Annotated in this window: 15 protein-coding genes and 1 pseudogene; 7 read left to right on the top strand and 9 right to left on the bottom strand. The window is 53.2% G+C overall.

The annotated features are described in order from the left end of the window. Positions 1-95 precede the first annotated feature (95 nt). The 6 genes from V5T57_RS07330 to V5T57_RS07305 all read left to right on the top strand — a co-directional run bounded on the left by V5T57_RS07330 (position 96) and on the right by V5T57_RS07305 (position 8844). Complete coding sequence (locus V5T57_RS07330) at positions 96-251, top strand: hypothetical protein (protein WP_332890531.1); 156 nt, start codon at positions 96-98, stop codon at positions 249-251. 1244 nt (positions 252-1495) lie between these two features. After that, positions 1496-1756, top strand: a complete 261-nt coding sequence (locus V5T57_RS07325; protein WP_332890530.1) for a DUF4212 domain-containing protein — start codon at positions 1496-1498, stop codon at positions 1754-1756. Between the two features lie 19 nt (positions 1757-1775). Beyond that, the gene (locus tag V5T57_RS07320) at positions 1776-3599 is read left to right on the top strand and encodes a sodium:solute symporter family protein (RefSeq protein WP_332890529.1); all 1824 of its coding nucleotides are present in this window, start codon (positions 1776-1778) and stop codon (positions 3597-3599) included. Positions 3600-3841: 242 nt separating this feature from the next. Further along, positions 3842-5716 carry a putative nucleotidyltransferase substrate binding domain-containing protein gene (locus V5T57_RS07315; protein ID WP_332890528.1) on the top strand — a complete coding sequence of 625 codons (1875 nt, stop codon included), beginning with the start codon at positions 3842-3844 and terminating at the stop codon, positions 5714-5716. Between the two features lie 120 nt (positions 5717-5836). Next, positions 5837-6529: an exonuclease domain-containing protein gene (locus V5T57_RS07310; protein WP_332890527.1), complete on the top strand. Its 693-nt coding sequence runs from the start codon at positions 5837-5839 to the stop codon at positions 6527-6529. Positions 6530-6663: 134 nt separating this feature from the next. Further along, the gene (locus V5T57_RS07305) at positions 6664-8844 is read left to right on the top strand and encodes an adenylate/guanylate cyclase domain-containing protein (RefSeq protein ID WP_332890526.1); all 2181 of its coding nucleotides are present in this window, start codon (positions 6664-6666) and stop codon (positions 8842-8844) included. 459 nt (positions 8845-9303) lie between these two features. Here the strand turns inward: V5T57_RS07305 and V5T57_RS07300 are convergent, their stop codons facing one another. From V5T57_RS07300 to xseB, 9 genes and pseudogenes are all read right to left on the bottom strand, one after another. Further along, entirely contained in the window at positions 9304-9759 is a 456-nt protein-coding gene (locus tag V5T57_RS07300; RefSeq protein ID WP_332890525.1) for a hypothetical protein, read from the bottom strand. Next, positions 9759-9920, bottom strand: a complete 162-nt coding sequence (locus V5T57_RS07295) for a hypothetical protein (protein ID WP_332890524.1) — start codon at positions 9918-9920, stop codon at positions 9759-9761. The genes V5T57_RS07300 and V5T57_RS07295 overlap by 1 nt, the downstream gene beginning before the upstream one ends. A gap of 14 nt (positions 9921-9934) precedes the next feature. Next, positions 9935-10620: pseudogene (locus tag V5T57_RS20890) on the bottom strand (HupE/UreJ family protein). 191 nt (positions 10621-10811) lie between these two features. After that, positions 10812-11111, bottom strand: coding sequence for a hypothetical protein (locus tag V5T57_RS07280; protein ID WP_332890521.1), 300 nt, complete (start codon positions 11109-11111; stop codon positions 10812-10814). 139 nt (positions 11112-11250) lie between these two features. Further along, positions 11251-11709 (bottom strand): hypothetical protein, encoded by a 459-nt coding sequence (locus tag V5T57_RS07275; protein ID WP_332890520.1) that lies wholly within the window; start codon positions 11707-11709, stop codon positions 11251-11253. Positions 11710-11790: 81 nt separating this feature from the next. Next, entirely contained in the window at positions 11791-12549 is a 759-nt protein-coding gene (locus V5T57_RS07270) for a TlyA family RNA methyltransferase (protein ID WP_332890519.1), read from the bottom strand. Between the two features lie 201 nt (positions 12550-12750). Next, on the bottom strand, positions 12751-14616 hold the full coding sequence (gene dxs, locus V5T57_RS07265) for a 1-deoxy-D-xylulose-5-phosphate synthase (RefSeq protein WP_332890518.1): 1866 nt from the start codon (positions 14614-14616) through the stop codon (positions 12751-12753). 36 nt (positions 14617-14652) lie between these two features. Then, positions 14653-15537 carry a polyprenyl synthetase family protein gene (locus V5T57_RS07260; RefSeq protein WP_332890517.1) on the bottom strand — a complete coding sequence of 295 codons (885 nt, stop codon included), beginning with the start codon at positions 15535-15537 and terminating at the stop codon, positions 14653-14655. A gap of 4 nt (positions 15538-15541) precedes the next feature. After that, a complete protein-coding gene (gene xseB / locus V5T57_RS07255) occupies positions 15542-15757 on the bottom strand; it encodes an exodeoxyribonuclease VII small subunit (RefSeq protein WP_332890516.1) in 216 nt (71 codons plus the stop codon). 195 nt (positions 15758-15952) lie between these two features. Here xseB and V5T57_RS07250 point away from each other — a divergent pair, with 195 nt between their 5' ends. Then, entirely contained in the window at positions 15953-16558 is a 606-nt protein-coding gene (locus V5T57_RS07250; RefSeq protein WP_332890515.1) for a TetR/AcrR family transcriptional regulator, read from the top strand. The last annotated feature ends 248 nt before the right edge of the window (positions 16559-16806 follow it).

Here is a 16806-nt window from a genome sequence, read left to right as displayed (position 1 = left end):
AACGTGCCACACTCTTTTAAAGATTTTTTATTAGTAGGGGGAGTGTTTGCAGGACCACCTCGATCTCTTTGAGAGTGTCGATGGATGCGTCGGGCATGGCAGATCTGCGGTTTGTTCAGAGAGTGTCTGATCCTTCCACCTCCCTAAAAGCTTATTCATCTGAACCGGGCGCTGCCCTGGACCCAACCGGCGCTGCCCGGACCCAACAGGCTCTGCCCTGGACCCGCCGGGCTCTGCCCGGACCCGATTAAGGGGCAGGCAGAGCCTCCCCTTAATAATCCCCAACCCCTTTTAATGGTTTTCCCTCGTGTTTACGAAACCTCCTGAGCCAATCCACCGTGAAAGGGTTCATGCAAGTGGTCAGGGGAGGGGGAACCGAGTCGATCGATTAAAGAGAGAGACACAAGAGCCTATGAATGCCTGTTGATGGAAGAAAAATGGCCCCTGTAGCAAGTGATCCCTCCCCCCCTGTTGTATGGGGGGGGAGGGAGATAAACGATACTGGAAAAGAGGGTCTATCGTTTATAGGGTTATTAAATGTTGTTATCTCGAGATATCGAAGATTATCTGTGCGTAACCATGGGGAGTGTTTGAATAACAAGGGGGTGGGGTGGCGTTATAGACAGAATCTACCCTGCTTAAGAGACGATCGATTGGAATAATAGGTGTTAGCTTTAGGTTTGGAGCGGGTAAGACCATTGCGAGGGGTGGTTTTTCTGCAACGCAAAATAAAGAAGAAGGCAGTTATAGTAGAGAATCAGAAGAATAGAGCACGGTTATTGAGTGTTTTGTTGCGTTGCAAAATAAAACATCTCTGTTGTCCGATTAGTTAATCTAGGGGCTGATGTCATATTTCGAAAGAATAGCCTTGTTTTGTTGCGCTGCAAAAAGAAAAGCGATGGGTAGAATCACGGGCAATGAAAAGGGGGTTGGATGCATTTGGTTTATTGTATATATAAAAATTTAATTATAAAAGAAGTTCGGCTTTTCGAAGCGGGTGGATTAGGATGACAGGGTAGGGTGGCTGAAACGGGCCTTATATAAGCATTTGCTGTTGAGTTGAGTCGGTTTTATTGTCTGTTTAGTGGTTATTCATTCAATGAATGCAGAGAGCTGTATGGGTGGCGCATCGTATATTTATTCTGTGAATGTGCGATATTGCAAAAAATGCATGGTTTAAGTTTGCTGAATAGTTAATGTAAACAATGGCTTGCAGATATTCTTCGTAAAAGCCGAATTGATGGATAAAACTATCAATAAATTGTTGGGCTATTCTTTAAAAATAGGTTGGCATGCTATGGCGGAATGCAGTATGAATAATCAATCATCCATTGGATAAGTGTTATGAATATCCATCAGCAGATATGCTTTTAGATTGATCTGTTGGATGGAACTTGGTTAGTTTTTTTCGGTTGGGTCGCACCATGGACGACCCCTGGTCTTATTGGCTCAGTGGTGTAATACAAGGCCATTGTTGAGCATTAGGGAGAACAGTATGAGTGAAAAGACGGATAATACAGCGTATTGGAACGCCAATATCAGCTTACTTTGGAAACTGTTGATCGTATGGTTCATCGTTTCCTACGGCTGCGGCATCCTGTTCGTTGAGGCGCTGAATAACATCAGCATTGGCGGGTATCCCCTCGGCTTCTGGTTTGCTCAACAGGGCGCCATCTACACCTTTGTGGTTCTGATTTTCTTCTATGTGTTCAAAATGAATGCGTTGGATAAAGAACACGGCGTGGCTGAAGAGTAAGCGAGAGGATTGAGACAACATGGAACTGCAATATCTTATCTATCTGTTTGTTGGCCTGTCGTTTGTGCTTTATATCGGCATTGCGATCTGGTCCAAAGCAAGCACCACTGGTGAGTTCTACGTAGCAGGCGGTGGTGTACACCCTATCGCCAACGGTATGGCTACTGCGGCTGACTGGATGAGTGCCGCCTCCTTCATCTCCATGGCGGGTCTGATCGCCTTTATGGGTTATGAAGGTGGTATGTACTTGATGGGTTGGACCGGTGGTTATGTGCTTCTGGCACTGCTGCTGGCACCTTACCTGCGTAAGTTCGGCAAGTTTACGGTACCCGAGTTCATCGGTGACCGTTACTACTCAACCACCGCTCGTGTGGTTGCTGTAATCTGCTTGATCTTCATCTCCTTCACCTACGTGGCTGGTCAGATGCGTGGTGTTGGAATCGTGTTCTCCCGCATCCTGGAAGTTGACATTCTTGTCGGCCTGGGCATCGGTATGAGCATCGTGTTCTTGTATGCTGTGCTCGGTGGTATGAAGGGTGTAACCTACACCCAGGTTGCTCAGTACGTTGTGCTGATCTTCGCTTACACCGTGCCTGCTATCTTCATTGCTCTGCAGTTCACCGGCAATCCTCTTCCCCAGATCGCTTTGGGTTCTGAGATGGCCGACGGCTCCGGCTACCTGCTGCAGACACTGGACAAAGTGTTGGTGGATATCGGTATTAAAGAATATACCGAGCCCTTCAACAACAAGAGCATGATCGACGTGTTCGCCATTACCATCGCTCTGATGGTTGGTACCGCTGGTCTGCCCCACGTGATCGTACGTTTCTTCACCGTGCCTAAGGTACGTGACGCTCGTATGTCTGCTGGTTGGGCCTTGGTGTTCATCGCGCTGCTCTACACCACAGCTCCTGCTGTTGGCGCTCTGTCCATCATGAACTTGGTCAATACCGTCAACGGTAAAGACGGTTCTGGTACCGAGTACACCCAAATGCCGAGTTGGTTTAAGACCTGGGAAAAATCTGGTCTGATCGCTTGGTATGACCACAATGGCGACGGCAAATTGCAGTACGCTGGTGGTAAAGCTCTGGTTGGTAAGCCTAAGTTTGATGGCGAATCCCGTGGTAGCCATGGTGAGCGTAAGGTCGTCAATCCCAATCCTAAGGCTGCACCTGTTGGCAACGCTAAGTACGCCAACGAGCTGTACGTTGACCGCGACATCATGGTGTTGGCCAACCCCGAAATCGCACAGCTGCCTAACTGGGTAATCGCCCTGGTGGCTGCTGGTGGTATCGCGGCTGCGCTCTCCACCGCTGCGGGTCTGCTGCTGGTGATCTCCGCCGGTATCTCGCATGACTTGCTAAAAGGTACGTTTGCTCCGGGTATCTCGGAGAAACAAGAGTTGTTGGCTGGACGTATCGCTGCAGCTGTAGCGGTGTGTGTGGCGGGTTATCTTGGTGCAAACCCGCCGGCCTTCGTGGCGCAGGTGGTGGCCTTCGCCTTTGGTCTGGCTGCCTCCTCACTCTTCCCGGTCATCATCATGGGTATCTTCTCTACCCGTATGAACCGTGAAGGTGCCATCGCCGGTATGTTGGTTGGTTTGACCTTCACCATGGGTTATATCCTGTACTTCAAGGGTATCTTCATCACACCTATGGCACCGAACACCCCCGATAACTGGCTGCTGGGTATCTCCCCAGAGGGCATCGGTTCCATCGGTATGCTGTTGAACTTCGGAACAGCCTTTGTGGTCTCTCGGATCACTAAGGCACCTCCCGCAGAGATTCAGCACATGGTAGAAGACATCCGCATCCCCAAAGGTGCTGGTGGCGCTACCCACTAAGTCGTAAGATTTTAGTGACACTTAAAACCCCGCCCATCTGGGCGGGGTTTTTTTATGGAATGATAGGTATTTTTTCTAAGCTTAAGTTTTTTTGCATTCGCAAAAAATTTTCTGGAATGTCCTGTGATTGTCATCGTATTGTCCTGTCATTCCGGCACTATAGGGAATGAGCATATACACGATACGTTTTCCAACCGGTTTATGATGCCTGTTGGTTGAATAAGGATAAGGGGTGGCACACCATGGACATTGAATTAATTCAGATTAAGGACTTTCTGACCCAGCGACACCCGTTTGATCTGCTACCCGATGAGGTGATGAATGATCTGCCCGGTCAGTTAGAAATTCGCTATGTACGACGGGATACCGCCGTTCTGACCCCTGGCAACCACAACAACCATCTGCATATCATCCGTACCGGTGCGGTGGAGACACGGGATCCTGAAAACCACCTGTTGGCACACCTGGATGAAGGGGATGTGTTTGGGGTTGGTTCGCTGATGAATGGGGGTAAGGTCCAGAACGCCAATGTGGCCACCGAAGATAGCCTGATCTATCTCATGCCCTTTGACCTGTTCCGTAAGCTTTGTGACGATCACTCCCAGTTCTCTTACTACTTTGACCCCATGGGTGCCCAGCGTCTGCGCAGCGCGATCCAGGTTAAAGAATCCAATGAGACGGTGACCAAAACCCCCATTATCATCCAGGCCATTGGCGATGCCATGACCCGCTCACCCATTACCGGTACGCCAGATATGACCGTGCGTGAAGCGGCCACTAAGATGACCGACATTCGGGTCTCCTCCCTGCTGATTATGAATGACCAGGATAAGTTGATCGGTATTGTGACCGACCGGGATCTGCGTAAGCGGGTGATTGTGGCGGGGCTGGATATCAATGAACCTGTGTCGGCGATTATGACCGCCGACCCTTCAACCATCGAAAGTTCAGCGGCGGTCAGTGAAGCCCAGTTGATGATGATGCGCACCAACATCCACCATATTCCGGTGACAGAGGATGAGAAGCTGGTGGGTATGATCACCAATACCGATCTGGTGCGTAACCAGCCTGCTTCTGCGGTGCAATTAATGAGCATTGTACGTAAAGCGGAAGATGTGGAGACGCTGAGTACCGCTTCAGAGCGGATCCCCAACATTTTGGTCAACCATATCAACAGCGGTGTGGATAGCCACCTGATTGGTAAAATGATCACCTCGGTGACCGATGCCATCCACAACCGGTTGCTGGAGCTGGCCCATCAAAAAATGGGTCCATCACCGGTGCCTTATGCCTGGATGGTGGGGGGCTCGCAAGCCCGTTTTGAGCAGACTGCGCACTCTGACCAGGATAATGCCCTGATCCTTTCGGATGAGTATGACGAAGCCGAACATGGTGAATATTTTGAGCAGTTGTCCATTCATATGCGCGATGCTTTGGATGCCTGCGGTTACTATCTGTGCCCCGGTGATGTCATGGCCTCCAACCCCGAGTGGCGGCAGCCGGTTTCTAAGTGGATTCAGTACTTTGATAAGTGGACCGAAGAGCCCGAGCCGAAGGCATTAATGCTGGCCAGTGTGTTTTTTGATATCCGCTTTGTGGGGGGGCATGAGCCCCTGTTTGAGCAGGTGCAAAAGCACATGCTGAGCAAAACCAAAGGCAACAATATCTTCCTGGCATACATGGCGGCCAATGCGTTAACCCACGCGCCGCCCTTGGGTTTCTTCCGCAACTTTGTGTTGCAACGGGATAAAGCGCATAAAGATACCTTTGATCTAAAACATAGTGGGGTGGTGCCTATTGTGGATCTCGCCCGTGTCTATGCGCTGGATGCCGGTGTTACGGCGGTGGATACCATTGAGCGCTTGGAAATGGCCATGGAGGGTGGGGCGGTTAGTAAAGATGGCTCCACCGATTTGATCGACGCCATGCGCTTTATCAACACCGTGCGTCTACGCCACCAGGCCAAGCGGATTAAAGGTGGCCATAAGGCCGATAACTATATGCCCCCAGAAGAGTTGACACAGTTTGACCGCAGTCATCTTAAAGATGCCTTCTCTGTGGTAAAAACAATGCAATCGGCGCTTGGACAACGTTTTCAGGTAGGACGCTTCGGATAATAAGGTATGATGGGCGTCTGTCGATTATTGGACAGACGCCCTTGTTGTATCTGGGTTTTCAATTTGGCTTTAAGATAGGTAGGTTGGTAGCGCATTAGTTATTCATTTTTCGGGGGAAATATGCTGTTTAAACGCACCTTTATGGAGTGGCAAAGAAAACGCTTATTTGAAAAAGCAAAAAGTGAACCCATCCGAGATTTTCTCTCAGTACCCATTGTCGATGCCAAAACCGATTACCGGGATGTCAAGTTTTTGGCCTTGGATCTGGAGACCACCGGCCTAGATCCTAAAAAAAGTGAAATTCTTAGTGTGGGCTATGCCCCCGTGCGTAATGGCCGTTTGATCCTTAAAGATCGCGCCCACTATCTGATCCGTCCTGAAAATGCCATCTCTCATGACTCTGCTGTGGTACATGGTATTACCGATGACCATGCCGAAGCCCACGGGGAGTCCCTGGCTGAGGTGATGCCCCGTGTCTTAAATGCCCTAAAAGGGCATGTTCTTATTGCCCACCACTGCCCCATTGAGATCAACTTTATCCGCAATGCCTGCCAGCAGTTGTATGGTGAAGTCCCCCTTATTCCTGCGGTGGATACGCTGATCATTGAAAAGCAGATTCTGGACCGTCGTAGCCCAACCTTTGAGCCCGGCGCGTTACGTCTGTTTACGGCCCGTACCCGCTATAATCTGCCCCGCTATGCCGCCCATGATGCGCTGATGGATGCCATCGCCTGTGGTGAGCTGTTTTTAGCCCAGGCCTGTTATCAGGCCGGTAACGGTAACTTAACCATGCAGCGTCTGTTTAATCGCTGATTCTGTCTTATAAGTGAGTGTTTTTGCGGGATTATTTGATTGAACGTTGGTGGCGTAATGGGTAAGATATATCCAGGTTTTAAGATGCATAAGCGCCCATTTGGGGCGCTTTTATCGTTTTAAGGTGTCCAGATATGCAGAAAACAACACGTAAGGTTCCGTTTCATCTGAATATTTTGAGCGTTTTGTCGATCCTTTTGTTGGGGGCAACGGGTTCAATTATCTGGTTTAACTACGACCGCAGCCATGTGGTGACCATTGAGTCCGCCTGGAACTTGATGGAAGAGAAGAGTAAAACCATTTTTGAGCGTATGGATGGTGTCTACTCCCCCATTATGGCGTTGACCGATGTGGCGGCGGCCAACCCTGTGCTGGCTGCAGATGTCGTGCTAGATCAAGACCATCCTGCCCAGGCGTATCTCTTAGCCACCCTTAGAGCCAGTTCGGATATCTATGCCGTACTGGTTGGGTTTGAGAATGGGGATTTTTACGAGGCCGCCAATTTTAAGCTGCATAGTAAGCTGATTGATAAACTTGGGGCACCGGCCCAGACCCATTTTGGTATTAAGCGTATTGCTGAAAATGGGCAAGGGCAGCGTATGGCCCAGTGGTTTTTTTTGGATGAAATGGGCCAGCCTTTAGGCCAGAACAAGCCCGAGCCTGCCCGCTATGACCCCCGCCAAAGACCGTGGTATAAAAATGCCATGGCCGCCAAGCAGACGGTTAAATCCAACCTCTATATCTACGCTTTTTTGCAGCAGCCTGGTGTGACCTTCTCCCGTCAGTTTAGTAATGCTGGTAAGCGGGGGGTGGTGGGGATGGATGTAACCCTCTCCTCTATTTCCGACTTTCTACGCCGTCAGCAGATCTCCCAAGAAGGGGAGGTGTTTAGTGTAAACGCCAAGGGAGCGTTGACCGCCCATCCCGATGCCTCAAAAGCCATGGTGATGGGGAAGTCGGATGACGGAAAACCCAAATTGGTACCAGCCCGTTTGCAGGATTTGAATGACCCCTTGGTCCGTTGGATCGACAGCCTGCTTAAAAACAAGACCCGTGGTGGCCGCAGCTTTAACCAGGCCCACACCTTTATTGTAGAGATTGAGGGCGAAAAACATTTGGGCACTTTATCGCCAGTGCCGGGTGATTTTGGCCAGCAGGAGTATTTGGCCCTGACGGCCCCTTTGCGGCAGTTTATTGGGCCGATCCAGAGTGTTCTGGAGCAGAGTTTGATCATCTCTGCGTTGATCGTGGTGCTCATGTTCCCGCTGAGTTACTGGATTGCGGTGCGCATTGCCCGTTCCATTAAGGCATTAACCCGTGAGACAGAGAAGATCAGCCGCTTTGAGTTGGAAGATCCGGTGGATGTGGTCTCCAATATTGAAGAGATTGATGCCCTGGCCGATGCCATTGGCTCTATGAAATCTACCTTGGGCACGTTTGGCCGCTATGCACCCAAAGCGTTGGTGCGTCAGTTGATGCAGTCGGACTCAGAGGTGGCGTTGGGTGGCCAGCGTCAGCCGCTGACCTTGATGTTTACGGATGTCGCCAGCTTTACCGATATGGCTGAGGGCATGCCCCCCGAGCAGTTAATGAAGAAGGTCTCGGACTACTTTGAAGAGCTGGGTGGGGCTGTGTTGGAGCATGAAGGTACCATTGATAAGTTTATTGGTGATGCCCTTATGGCCTTTTGGAATGCCCCAAATGATGTGGCTGACCACACGTTTAAAGGGTGCCTCTCCGCCCTGGAGAGTCAGTACCGTATGGGGGTGTTGAATGCGCGCTGGAAGGCGGATGGACAGAGCATTATGTTCACCCGTTTTGGTCTGCATACCGACGATATGGTGGTGGGTAATGTGGGCTCTTCTGACCGCATGGACTATACGGTGATGGGGGCGGCGGTTAACCTGACCGCACGCCTTGAGGGGCTGAATAAATATTATGGTACCGCCATTTTGATTAGTGAGTCGGTACGTGTGGCGTGTGGGGATCGTTTCTTGGTGCGCTCGGTGGATCAGGTGATGGCCAAGGGGACCTCCATACCGGTTAAAGTGTATGAACTGCTGGGGTTGCTCAACGAAGGTCCAGACCACCTTAAAGTGACGGCAGATCAGGTCGCCCGCTGCGCACGTTGGGAAGTGGCCAAGCAGAGCTACCTTAATCAACGTTGGGATGAGGCAAGCACGGGCTTTGCGGCCCTTCTTAACGAAGATCCTGCGGATGCCTTGGCCGAGATTTATGTCAAACGTTGTGAGACCTACCGGGCGGAACCACCACCGGTTGATTGGGATGGGGTGTGTCGCTTTAGTACCAAATAGCCGCATAAATGGTACGTCTAAGTTGCTGTGCCTCTGAGCTTTAAAGTGACATTGTGTGTCAAAGAAGGCCTCCAGATTCAATTCTGGAGGCTTTTTTTTAGCGTCGGCGGGGGGCTTCTTCCCCTCTCTCAAGGGGTACGGTGACGCGGTATTGAAGAACACAAGCAACCTGTAAGCTGTGTTGGTGCAGTGAGGGCGGGCTGAGGTAAGCTTTGTCTGTCTCAGGGTGTACCGTTAAGCTTATTGTCCCACCAAAACCTTCTGGGCTGATTCTGGTTTTTTGCGGGCGATTAGGGGGGCTATCAGTCAGGGGGCTGCTGAGCAGGTGGTTGTTGCCCCGTTTTTAAGGTTGCGGCCTCCAGGTACATACCCTGGAGGCCTTGTTTAGAAGAATGGCCGCGCTTAAGCTTCTGTTGTATCGGCCCCCTTTAAGCTAGGAAGGGGCTGAACATTAAGGGCTTATTTTACGCGTTTGATCTGTTGGTAGAGGCCTTCAACCTGAAGGTTCAGCGTCACGGTCTGCTGGCTGCGGTTGCGCCAAAACCAGCCGTGGTAGCCGTGAAAGGGGGCTTTTAATACCCCCTTTTTACGACCTACGTGGCGACCCCGATCATAGCTGTGGTAGGCGTCTGGATGATCAAAGGGGTCTGCGTGGGTATCATAGTTTAGGCGTCCACCATTGCCCGTCCACTGGTCGTGCACTTCATCGCCTTGCACCATGGCCAGTTTAATCTCCGCACTCTGGTTGGGGGCCAGGGTCAGTTCCATGGTGTCCTGGTTAAGGGGCGGCTGGGCTGTGGCCACCGCGACCTCCGGTTGTGTGGCGGGTGTAGGGGCCGCTGGTGGGGCTGGAAGAGCGGGGGCTTGGGTGATGATTTGGCCAATGATATCCTCGGTTTCTGTTAAGGGTGTCATCAAACCCAGTTTTGCCCAAGCCCGGTGGGGTCCAGCCGGTAGGCTGTGGGTAGTACCCAAAGCAGCAGTAATAGGGTCGCCATGATCAGGGCCTGGAACAGGGCGCGTCGTAGCTGCTGCTGACTGGGGCATGCGGGGTGTTGTTGTGGCTTTGCATGCATGGTGTTCTACCCCCTTAAGCCAGGAAAAAGCCGGTGAGTTGAAAGCCGATCAGGGTAAAACCTGCGGCCATTAACCAGGTGTTAACGGTAAAAGCGTGACGGGTGAAGTGTGGACTTTTGCGCCACACCGTCATGAACAGCAGCAGTACGCTAAGGGCTAGGATCTGCCCCAGCTCAACCCCAATGTTAAAAGCGATCAGATTGCTAAACAGGTTTTGGGTCGGTAGGTCAAATGTTTGCAGCTTGGTCGCCAAGCCCAACCCGTGAAACAGGCCAAAGATAAAGGTGGCTTTGTGGTGTCAGGTTGCCACCCCAGCCAACTTTGGTAAGCGCCCATATTATCCAACGCCTTATAGACCACCGAAAGACCGATGATCGCATCCACCAAATAGGCGTTAACGTTAAGGTTAAGTAAGGTACCTGTGAGCAGGGTGAGGGTGTGACCCACAGCAAACAGGGTTACATACAGGCCAACCTCTTTGAGCCGGTAGTGGAAAAAAAATCACCCCAAACAGAAACAGCAGGTGACCATATGTTTGGCCCCCAAGTATAGAAAGGGGAGGGTCAAAACCCCTTGAGCCTGTTGTCTGTACATACGGTCGCCATGGGCAACCCCGTGAGCCAGTGCTGGGTTGCTCAACAGCATAAACAGTGTGAGTGTGGCCGCCATAAGCAATATCCAACGTTGGGATGTAGGCATGGGTAGGCGACGCATGATCCCATGCGACATGGTCTGTTCCTTCCGTGTGGTCAGTTGGGTGCTGACCCTTTTATTGAGAGAAGTTAGCCCGGAAATTTCATGCAGCATGACCTGGGGTTCGACCCTGCCAAACCATGGCGGCAGGGCAGAGGGTCGCATCTTGGGGATACAGCATGAGCGGTGTTTCCGGGTTAGGTCAGGTAACAGGCATGTGGGGCAGGTGGGCGTTCTAGGGGGTCAAAAAAACCGTTGGGTGCGGCATTGGCCAGCATGAGCTGCGGGTGCTGCCCCGTGGTGTGAGCGGGGGGATGGCTCCGCGCGACCAGCATATCCCCCATATGGTCATGTAGGCCGCCGCTGTGCAGGTGGCCGTGGTCGCTTGGGGCGGTGTGGCTGGGGTGAGAGAGGTCTGCCCCTTGAGGGGCGGATGTGACAGGGTGAGCGGCGTGTTCACCTTGTGCATTGTGGATACCCCCATGGGCCTGATGCATGCTCTGCTGGGCATGGGTCTGCCCCCCATGATCTTTAGGTAGATGGGGGGTGGGGGCCAGCGCCAGGGCAAACAGCAGTAGGAGTACCCGCAGGGTGTGCCAGGGGTTGCTGGGGGCGGTATGCCGGGTGCGGTGTATATTAACGAATACGGAAGCTGCTGTGACAGCCGTCGCAGTTGTCGGTGATCTCTTGTAGGGCAGAAAAGATTAAAGGCAGCTGATCTTCAGGCTCTTCCATTTGGGCATCTTGCACCGCGATGGGAAAGTTGCTGGCGGCTTGATGCATAGAGAGACCGTAGGCACGCATAGAGTCTGGGATAGAAGCCCCCATGCCGGGCCGACCATGTTTATGGCGGGCGCTAACCCCTAAACGCTGTTCGGCAATGTTCCCTGCGGCATGATAGTCCCCCTCAGCCAGGGCCCCGATGATCTCGTTGATGGCGGCCAGATGATCCCGCATATTGGCCTGCATCTGTTTTTGCTGCATGGGGTCGAGGGTCACCAACTCCCGATCCTCCTCCTCTTCAGCTCCGCTCAGGGTCGGGAGCAGCAGCAAGGTGGCCAGTAGCAGTGCAAGGAGGTGACGGGTGTATGGCATTGGATCATTATCCCACTAAAGAAGCCTAAAAACGTTAAAAGCTTACGTGCAACCCAGGTTCGGTGCAATGGTTATGGGGGCTTAGGTGTGTGGTTTGGAAAAATAGAGCAAATACTCCTGGTTACCCTTGGGCCCTTTAATGGGGGATGGGGTGTGACCATGCACCGCATAGCCCTGCTCTTGCAACCACACGGTAATGCGTGCCACACAGGCCTGTTGTAGCTGCGGATCCCGCACCACACCCCCGGTCATTTCAACCTCACGGGGGACCTCAAACTGGGGTTTAACCAGGACCACCCCAACCCCCCCGGACTTTAACAGTGCCAGTGGTGCGGGCAGGGCCTTGGTTAGGGAGATAAAGCTCACATCCGAGACCAAAATATCAATGGGGTCACCAATGAGCGCTGGGGTAAGATCTTTGGCGTTGGTGCGCTCCAGGTTGATCACCCGTTCATCCTGCAACAAGCGCCAAGCCAGTTGACCATGACCCACATCCACTGCATAGACCTTGGTCGCGCCCCGCTGCAGCAGTAGATCGGTAAAGCCACCGGTGGAGGCCCCAATATCCAGGCCAATCATACCTGTGGGGTCCAGTTTAAAATGGTCGAGCCCCGCCACCAGTTTATCCCCCCCGCGGGAGGCCCACTGACGGCTTTTATGGCTGTTTTTTAAACGAATAGGGGCGCTCTGTGCCACCTGCGCCCCCGCTTTGGTCGCTGGGTGGTCATCCACCAACACCTGCCCGGTCATGATTAAACTACGGGCTTGGGCTTCGCTGGTGGCCAGGCCGAGGTTGAGAACCAGTGTATCCAGGCGCTGTTTGGGGGCTTTGTGTGACATGGGGGGATCGCCAAAAAAGAGCAGGAACAATCGAAAAAAGAAACACCTGTTTGGCGGCTGTCTGGCCGCTCTATAAGCGCACAGCGGGCCCATATGCTGGTGGCCAACCCTGGGCACAGCCGTGGTGTGGCACCAACGGGTTAGGTCGCTTGGGCCGCGTTTAGGGGGCAGGGCCGCTCTATGCCAAGCCCCGTTATAGCCTTACAGCAGCTCTTGCAGGGTGGCGGCGATCCCTTTGGCATCCAGCCCAATCTCACCACGCAACTGCCCTTGGGTGCCATGGGGGATGTAACGGTCGGGGATGCCAATACAGCGAATTTTTAGCCCTTTATCCAGCGCGCCCTGGCTGCTAAAGAACTCCAGCACCGCACTGCCAAAGCCCCCTTGCACGGCGTTCTCTTCCACCACCAAAATCACATCATGCATGGCAACTTCTTGCAGCATGGCGTGATCCAGGGGTTTAACAAAGCGGGCATCATAGACCGAGGTGGAGATCCCCTCTTGTTCAAGCAGCTCAGCAGCCTCCATCGCAGGGTGAACCGGTTGCCCGACAGCCAAAATCGCGGCTTGGTGTCCCTTGCGTAGGCAGCGCCCTTTACCGAGCTCCAGCACCTGGGGGGGTTCTACTTCCAGGCCCATCGCGCTGCCCCGTGGGTAGCGTAGCGCCACCGGTTTTTTAAGGGCCACGGCGGTATGCAGCATATGGCGGAGTTCATTTTCATCCGCTGGGGCCATAATGATCATGCCCGGTACTGCACGCAAAAAGGAGAGATCATAGGCCCCCGCATGGGTGGCACCATCGGCCCCCACCAGACCCGCCCGGTCGAGGGCAAAAATCACCGGTAGATCCTGCAAGGCGACATCATGAATCAGCTGATCATAGGCCCGTTGCATGAAGGTCGAGTAGATGGCCACCACCGGCAGTAGATTTTCTGTCGCCAGCCCTGCAGCAAAGGTAACGGCATGCTGTTCGGCAATGCCGACATCATGAAAGCGTTCCGGAAACTGTTTTTCAAACAGGTTCAGACCGGTGCCCTCACGCATGGCCGCGGTGATGGCGTGGATCTCTGGATTATTCTCTGCCAGCTTGCACAGCTCTTGGGCAAACACTTTGGTGTAGGAGTCGCCATTGCTGCCTGCTTGGATGGCGCCGGTATCTTTATCAAACGGTGCCACACCATGGTAGGTGCAAGGGTGCTCTTCAGCCGGGGTAAACCCTTTGCCCTTTTTGGTGATGATATGGAGCAAAATGGGGCCGCCCAATTTCTGTACATTGCGCAGGGTGGGCAGCAGGGTGTCAAAGTCATGCCCGTCAATGGGGCCAAAGTAGGTAAAGCCCAGCTCTTCAAACAGGGTGCCGGGCATGACCATGCCTTTAACATGCTCTTCAGCTTTTTTTGCCGCGTCCCACACCGATTGGGAGATGGTCTTTAACACCTTGCCGGTGCCATCACGAAAGGCGTTGTAGGCTCCGCCGCTCAGCATGCGGTTTAGGTAAGAGGAGAGGGCGCCCACGTTGGGGGAGATGGACATCTCATTATCATTGAGCACCACCACCAGATCCAGATCCTTATTATCATGACCGGCGTGGTTAAGGGCCTCAAACGCCATACCCGCACCCATGGCGCCATCACCAATAACCGCCACCGCTTTGCGGGTGCTGCCGTTGGCTTTAGAAGCGCGGGCCATACCCATGGCCGCCGAGATCGAGGTAGAGGAGTGGCCGGTGCCAAAGGGGTCAAAAGGGCTTTCAGATCGCTTGGTAAAGCCGCTTAAACCGTGGCGCTGCCGGATGCTGGAGAGCTGATCACGACGGCCTGTTAGCACCTTATGACCGTAGGATTGATGCCCCACATCCCAAACCAAACGGTCATCCGGGGTGTTGAAGATGTAGTGTAAGGCAAGGGTCAACTCCACCACACCCAGGCTTGCGCCAAGGTGCCCGCCGGATTGGGAGACACACTCAATAATATGGTCCCGCATCTCTTGCGCAACCTGAGGCAGGGTCGCCTCGCCCAGTTGGCGGAGATCCTGAGGGGATTCAATGGTCGAGAGTAGGGTGGTCATAGTCGCATTCTTTAAGTATGTGCAGACGATCTGTATTTAGTGGGTGCGGGCAATGACAAAATTGGCCAGCTGCCGTAGCGGATCTGCTTCGGCTCCAAAGGTCGAGAGCGCCTTGTGTGCCTGCTCAATCAGGTTTTCCGCAGCTTCTTTGGCCTGGGCCAGCCCCATCAGTTTGGGGTAGGTGGCTTTATCCAGGGCGCGGTCCGATCCCGTCGGTTTACCTAGGGTTTTGGCATCGCCCACTTCATCCAGGATGTCATCGGTAATCTGAAACGCCAGCCCCAGTGCCTCGCCATAGCGCTTTAAACGTTTGACCTGGTCAGGGGTGCCACCGCCCAGCTTGGCCCCAGCCAAACAGGCCACCCGGATCAACGCACCGGTCTTGTGGATATGGATGTTCTGTAGGGCAACCAGCTCCAACGGGCGTTTTTCACCTTGTATGTCCAGCATTTGACCGCCGACCATGCCGTGGGTTCCCGCTGCGAGAGAAAGTTCACGGATTAGATCCAAGCGGATCTCCGGCAAGACACCCGATACCGGTTTGGCCGCCAGCTCAAAAGCGTGGGTTAACAGGGCGTCACCCGCTAAAATGGCGGTGGCCTCATCATACTGTCGGTGACAGGTGGGGTGGCCCCGGCGCAGATCATCATCATCCATCGCCGGTAGATCATCATGGATTAAGGAGTAGGTATGAATACACTCCAGCGCACAGGCATAGTTCATGGCCCGCTCTGAACTCCCCCCAACCGCTTCACAACAGGCCAGGGTTAGGATGGGGCGTAGGCGTTTGCCGCCAATCAACAGGCTATAGCGCATGGCACCGGTTAGGCGGCGTGGCTCACGGTCGGCGGTGGGCAGCAGACGGTCCAGGGCGCTCTCTACCAGGTGCTTTTGGTCGGCTAAGTAGCTTTTTAGTTCCATGGTCTTAAGCCTCCTCGTCACTCAGGGCGGGGGTGGCGATTTTCTCAATACGTTTTTCGGCACTGTCTAGCCGCTTTTGGCACTGTTTGGCCAGTTTCATACCCTCTTCATAGGCCGATAAAGCCTCTTCTAAGGGGAGCTCGCCCCGCTCAAGGTCGCCGACCAATGTTTCCAGTCGTTCCAAGGAGGCTTCAAAACCTTGTTTTTTGTCACCGCTCATGGCTGTTTTTCCGCTCTGCTTAGAAGGAAAGGGGGCCGTCGTCTGTCCGAACCGGGGAAAATAGCTCAAAATAGGCGAAATTCGCCAAAATTGCAATGCTCGTTACGGTATTGATTTCCGCCCAAGGGGGGGCTGTTACCGGTGGGGTGTCGTTGCTTTACCGACCGGTCCATTCCATGTAAGCTTAACGGTACTATGACTAAAGAGACCGATACCCGTTCCCGTATTTTAGAGACCGCTCGTGAACTGTTCCATGGACGCAGCTATGCCGATGTGGGCATTAAAGAGATTTGCGACCGTGCTGGGGTGCAAAAAGGCTCCTTCTATCACTTTTTTGCCTCCAAGCAAGAGCTGGTGATGGCGGTGATTGATGTGATGGCCGATGCCTGGGCATTGGGCTTTGTGGCCGAGGCCTTTGATCGGGCGCTGCCCCCTATGGAGCGTTTGGAATATATGGTCGATGCCATCTATTACTGGCAGAAGGCGGCCCAGGATAAAGATCAACAAAAGCGTATGCCGGGTTGTCTGTTTGGTAATTTAGCGTTAGAGGTCTCTACCCGTGATGAACTGTTGCGGGCCCGCTTGACGGCGGTATTTGAAAAAGCCAGTGCCCAGTTTCATGCCACCCTGGAAGAGGCGGTGGCACAAAAGGAGCTGGCCCCGATGGATGTACCGGCCACCGCTCAAGCGATGTTGGCTTTTTTGGAAGGGGTGATTTTGCTGGCCAAAACCCGTAATGATCCGGAGGTGGTTCGTACCTTGGGTCCTGCCCTTAAAACGGTGCGCATTGAGCAGGCTTAATCCTCTGCAATGGTCTGTTTGGGGGGCTGAACGGCTCGATATATCCAGCTGTTATCCTAATCCCCTCCTATCTGCGCGCTCTTCTGCTGTGTGGAACCTGCCTATCTTAAGGGTTGCTTGCTCCGTGGTTGGTGTCGGGCGGCGGCAGCGTGCAGGCTTGGGTCACACCAAATGGGGTGATCCCTTTATCTTTTAGCCCTTAAGAGATGTCTATCTCTCGGTCAGGCCATGAGCTGTCGTGTGGCCCC

This window comes from Magnetococcus sp. PR-3 (assembly GCF_036689865.1).
GTDB lineage: Bacteria > Pseudomonadota > Magnetococcia > Magnetococcales > Magnetococcaceae > Magnetococcus.
This window is presented reverse-complemented; position numbering and strand designations above follow the sequence as displayed.

Excerpts from the sequence above, each read along its gene's own strand:
- V5T57_RS07275 (WP_332890520.1), bottom strand. The coding sequence starts at position 11,709 with ATGCCATACACCCGTCACCTCCTTGCACTGCTACTGGCCACCTTGCTG.
- V5T57_RS07315 (WP_332890528.1), top strand. The coding sequence starts at position 3,842 with ATGGACATTGAATTAATTCAGATTAAGGACTTTCTGACCCAGCGACAC.
- dxs (WP_332890518.1), bottom strand. The coding sequence starts at position 14,616 with ATGACCACCCTACTCTCGACCATTGAATCCCCTCAGGATCTCCGCCAA.
- V5T57_RS07250 (WP_332890515.1), top strand. The coding sequence starts at position 15,953 with ATGACTAAAGAGACCGATACCCGTTCCCGTATTTTAGAGACCGCTCGT.
- xseB (WP_332890516.1), bottom strand. The coding sequence starts at position 15,757 with ATGAGCGGTGACAAAAAACAAGGTTTTGAAGCCTCCTTGGAACGACTG.
- V5T57_RS07325 (WP_332890530.1), top strand. The coding sequence starts at position 1,496 with ATGAGTGAAAAGACGGATAATACAGCGTATTGGAACGCCAATATCAGC.
- V5T57_RS07270 (WP_332890519.1), bottom strand. The coding sequence starts at position 12,549 with ATGTCACACAAAGCCCCCAAACAGCGCCTGGATACACTGGTTCTCAAC.
- V5T57_RS07330 (WP_332890531.1), top strand. The coding sequence starts at position 96 with ATGGCAGATCTGCGGTTTGTTCAGAGAGTGTCTGATCCTTCCACCTCC.
- V5T57_RS07280 (WP_332890521.1), bottom strand. The coding sequence starts at position 11,111 with ATGCATCAGGCCCATGGGGGTATCCACAATGCACAAGGTGAACACGCC.
- V5T57_RS07260 (WP_332890517.1), bottom strand. The coding sequence starts at position 15,537 with ATGGAACTAAAAAGCTACTTAGCCGACCAAAAGCACCTGGTAGAGAGC.
- V5T57_RS07295 (WP_332890524.1), bottom strand. The coding sequence starts at position 9,920 with ATGCATGCAAAGCCACAACAACACCCCGCATGCCCCAGTCAGCAGCAG.
- V5T57_RS07300 (WP_332890525.1), bottom strand. The coding sequence starts at position 9,759 with ATGACACCCTTAACAGAAACCGAGGATATCATTGGCCAAATCATCACC.
- V5T57_RS07320 (WP_332890529.1), top strand. The coding sequence starts at position 1,776 with ATGGAACTGCAATATCTTATCTATCTGTTTGTTGGCCTGTCGTTTGTG.
- V5T57_RS07310 (WP_332890527.1), top strand. The coding sequence starts at position 5,837 with ATGCTGTTTAAACGCACCTTTATGGAGTGGCAAAGAAAACGCTTATTT.
- V5T57_RS07305 (WP_332890526.1), top strand. The coding sequence starts at position 6,664 with ATGCAGAAAACAACACGTAAGGTTCCGTTTCATCTGAATATTTTGAGC.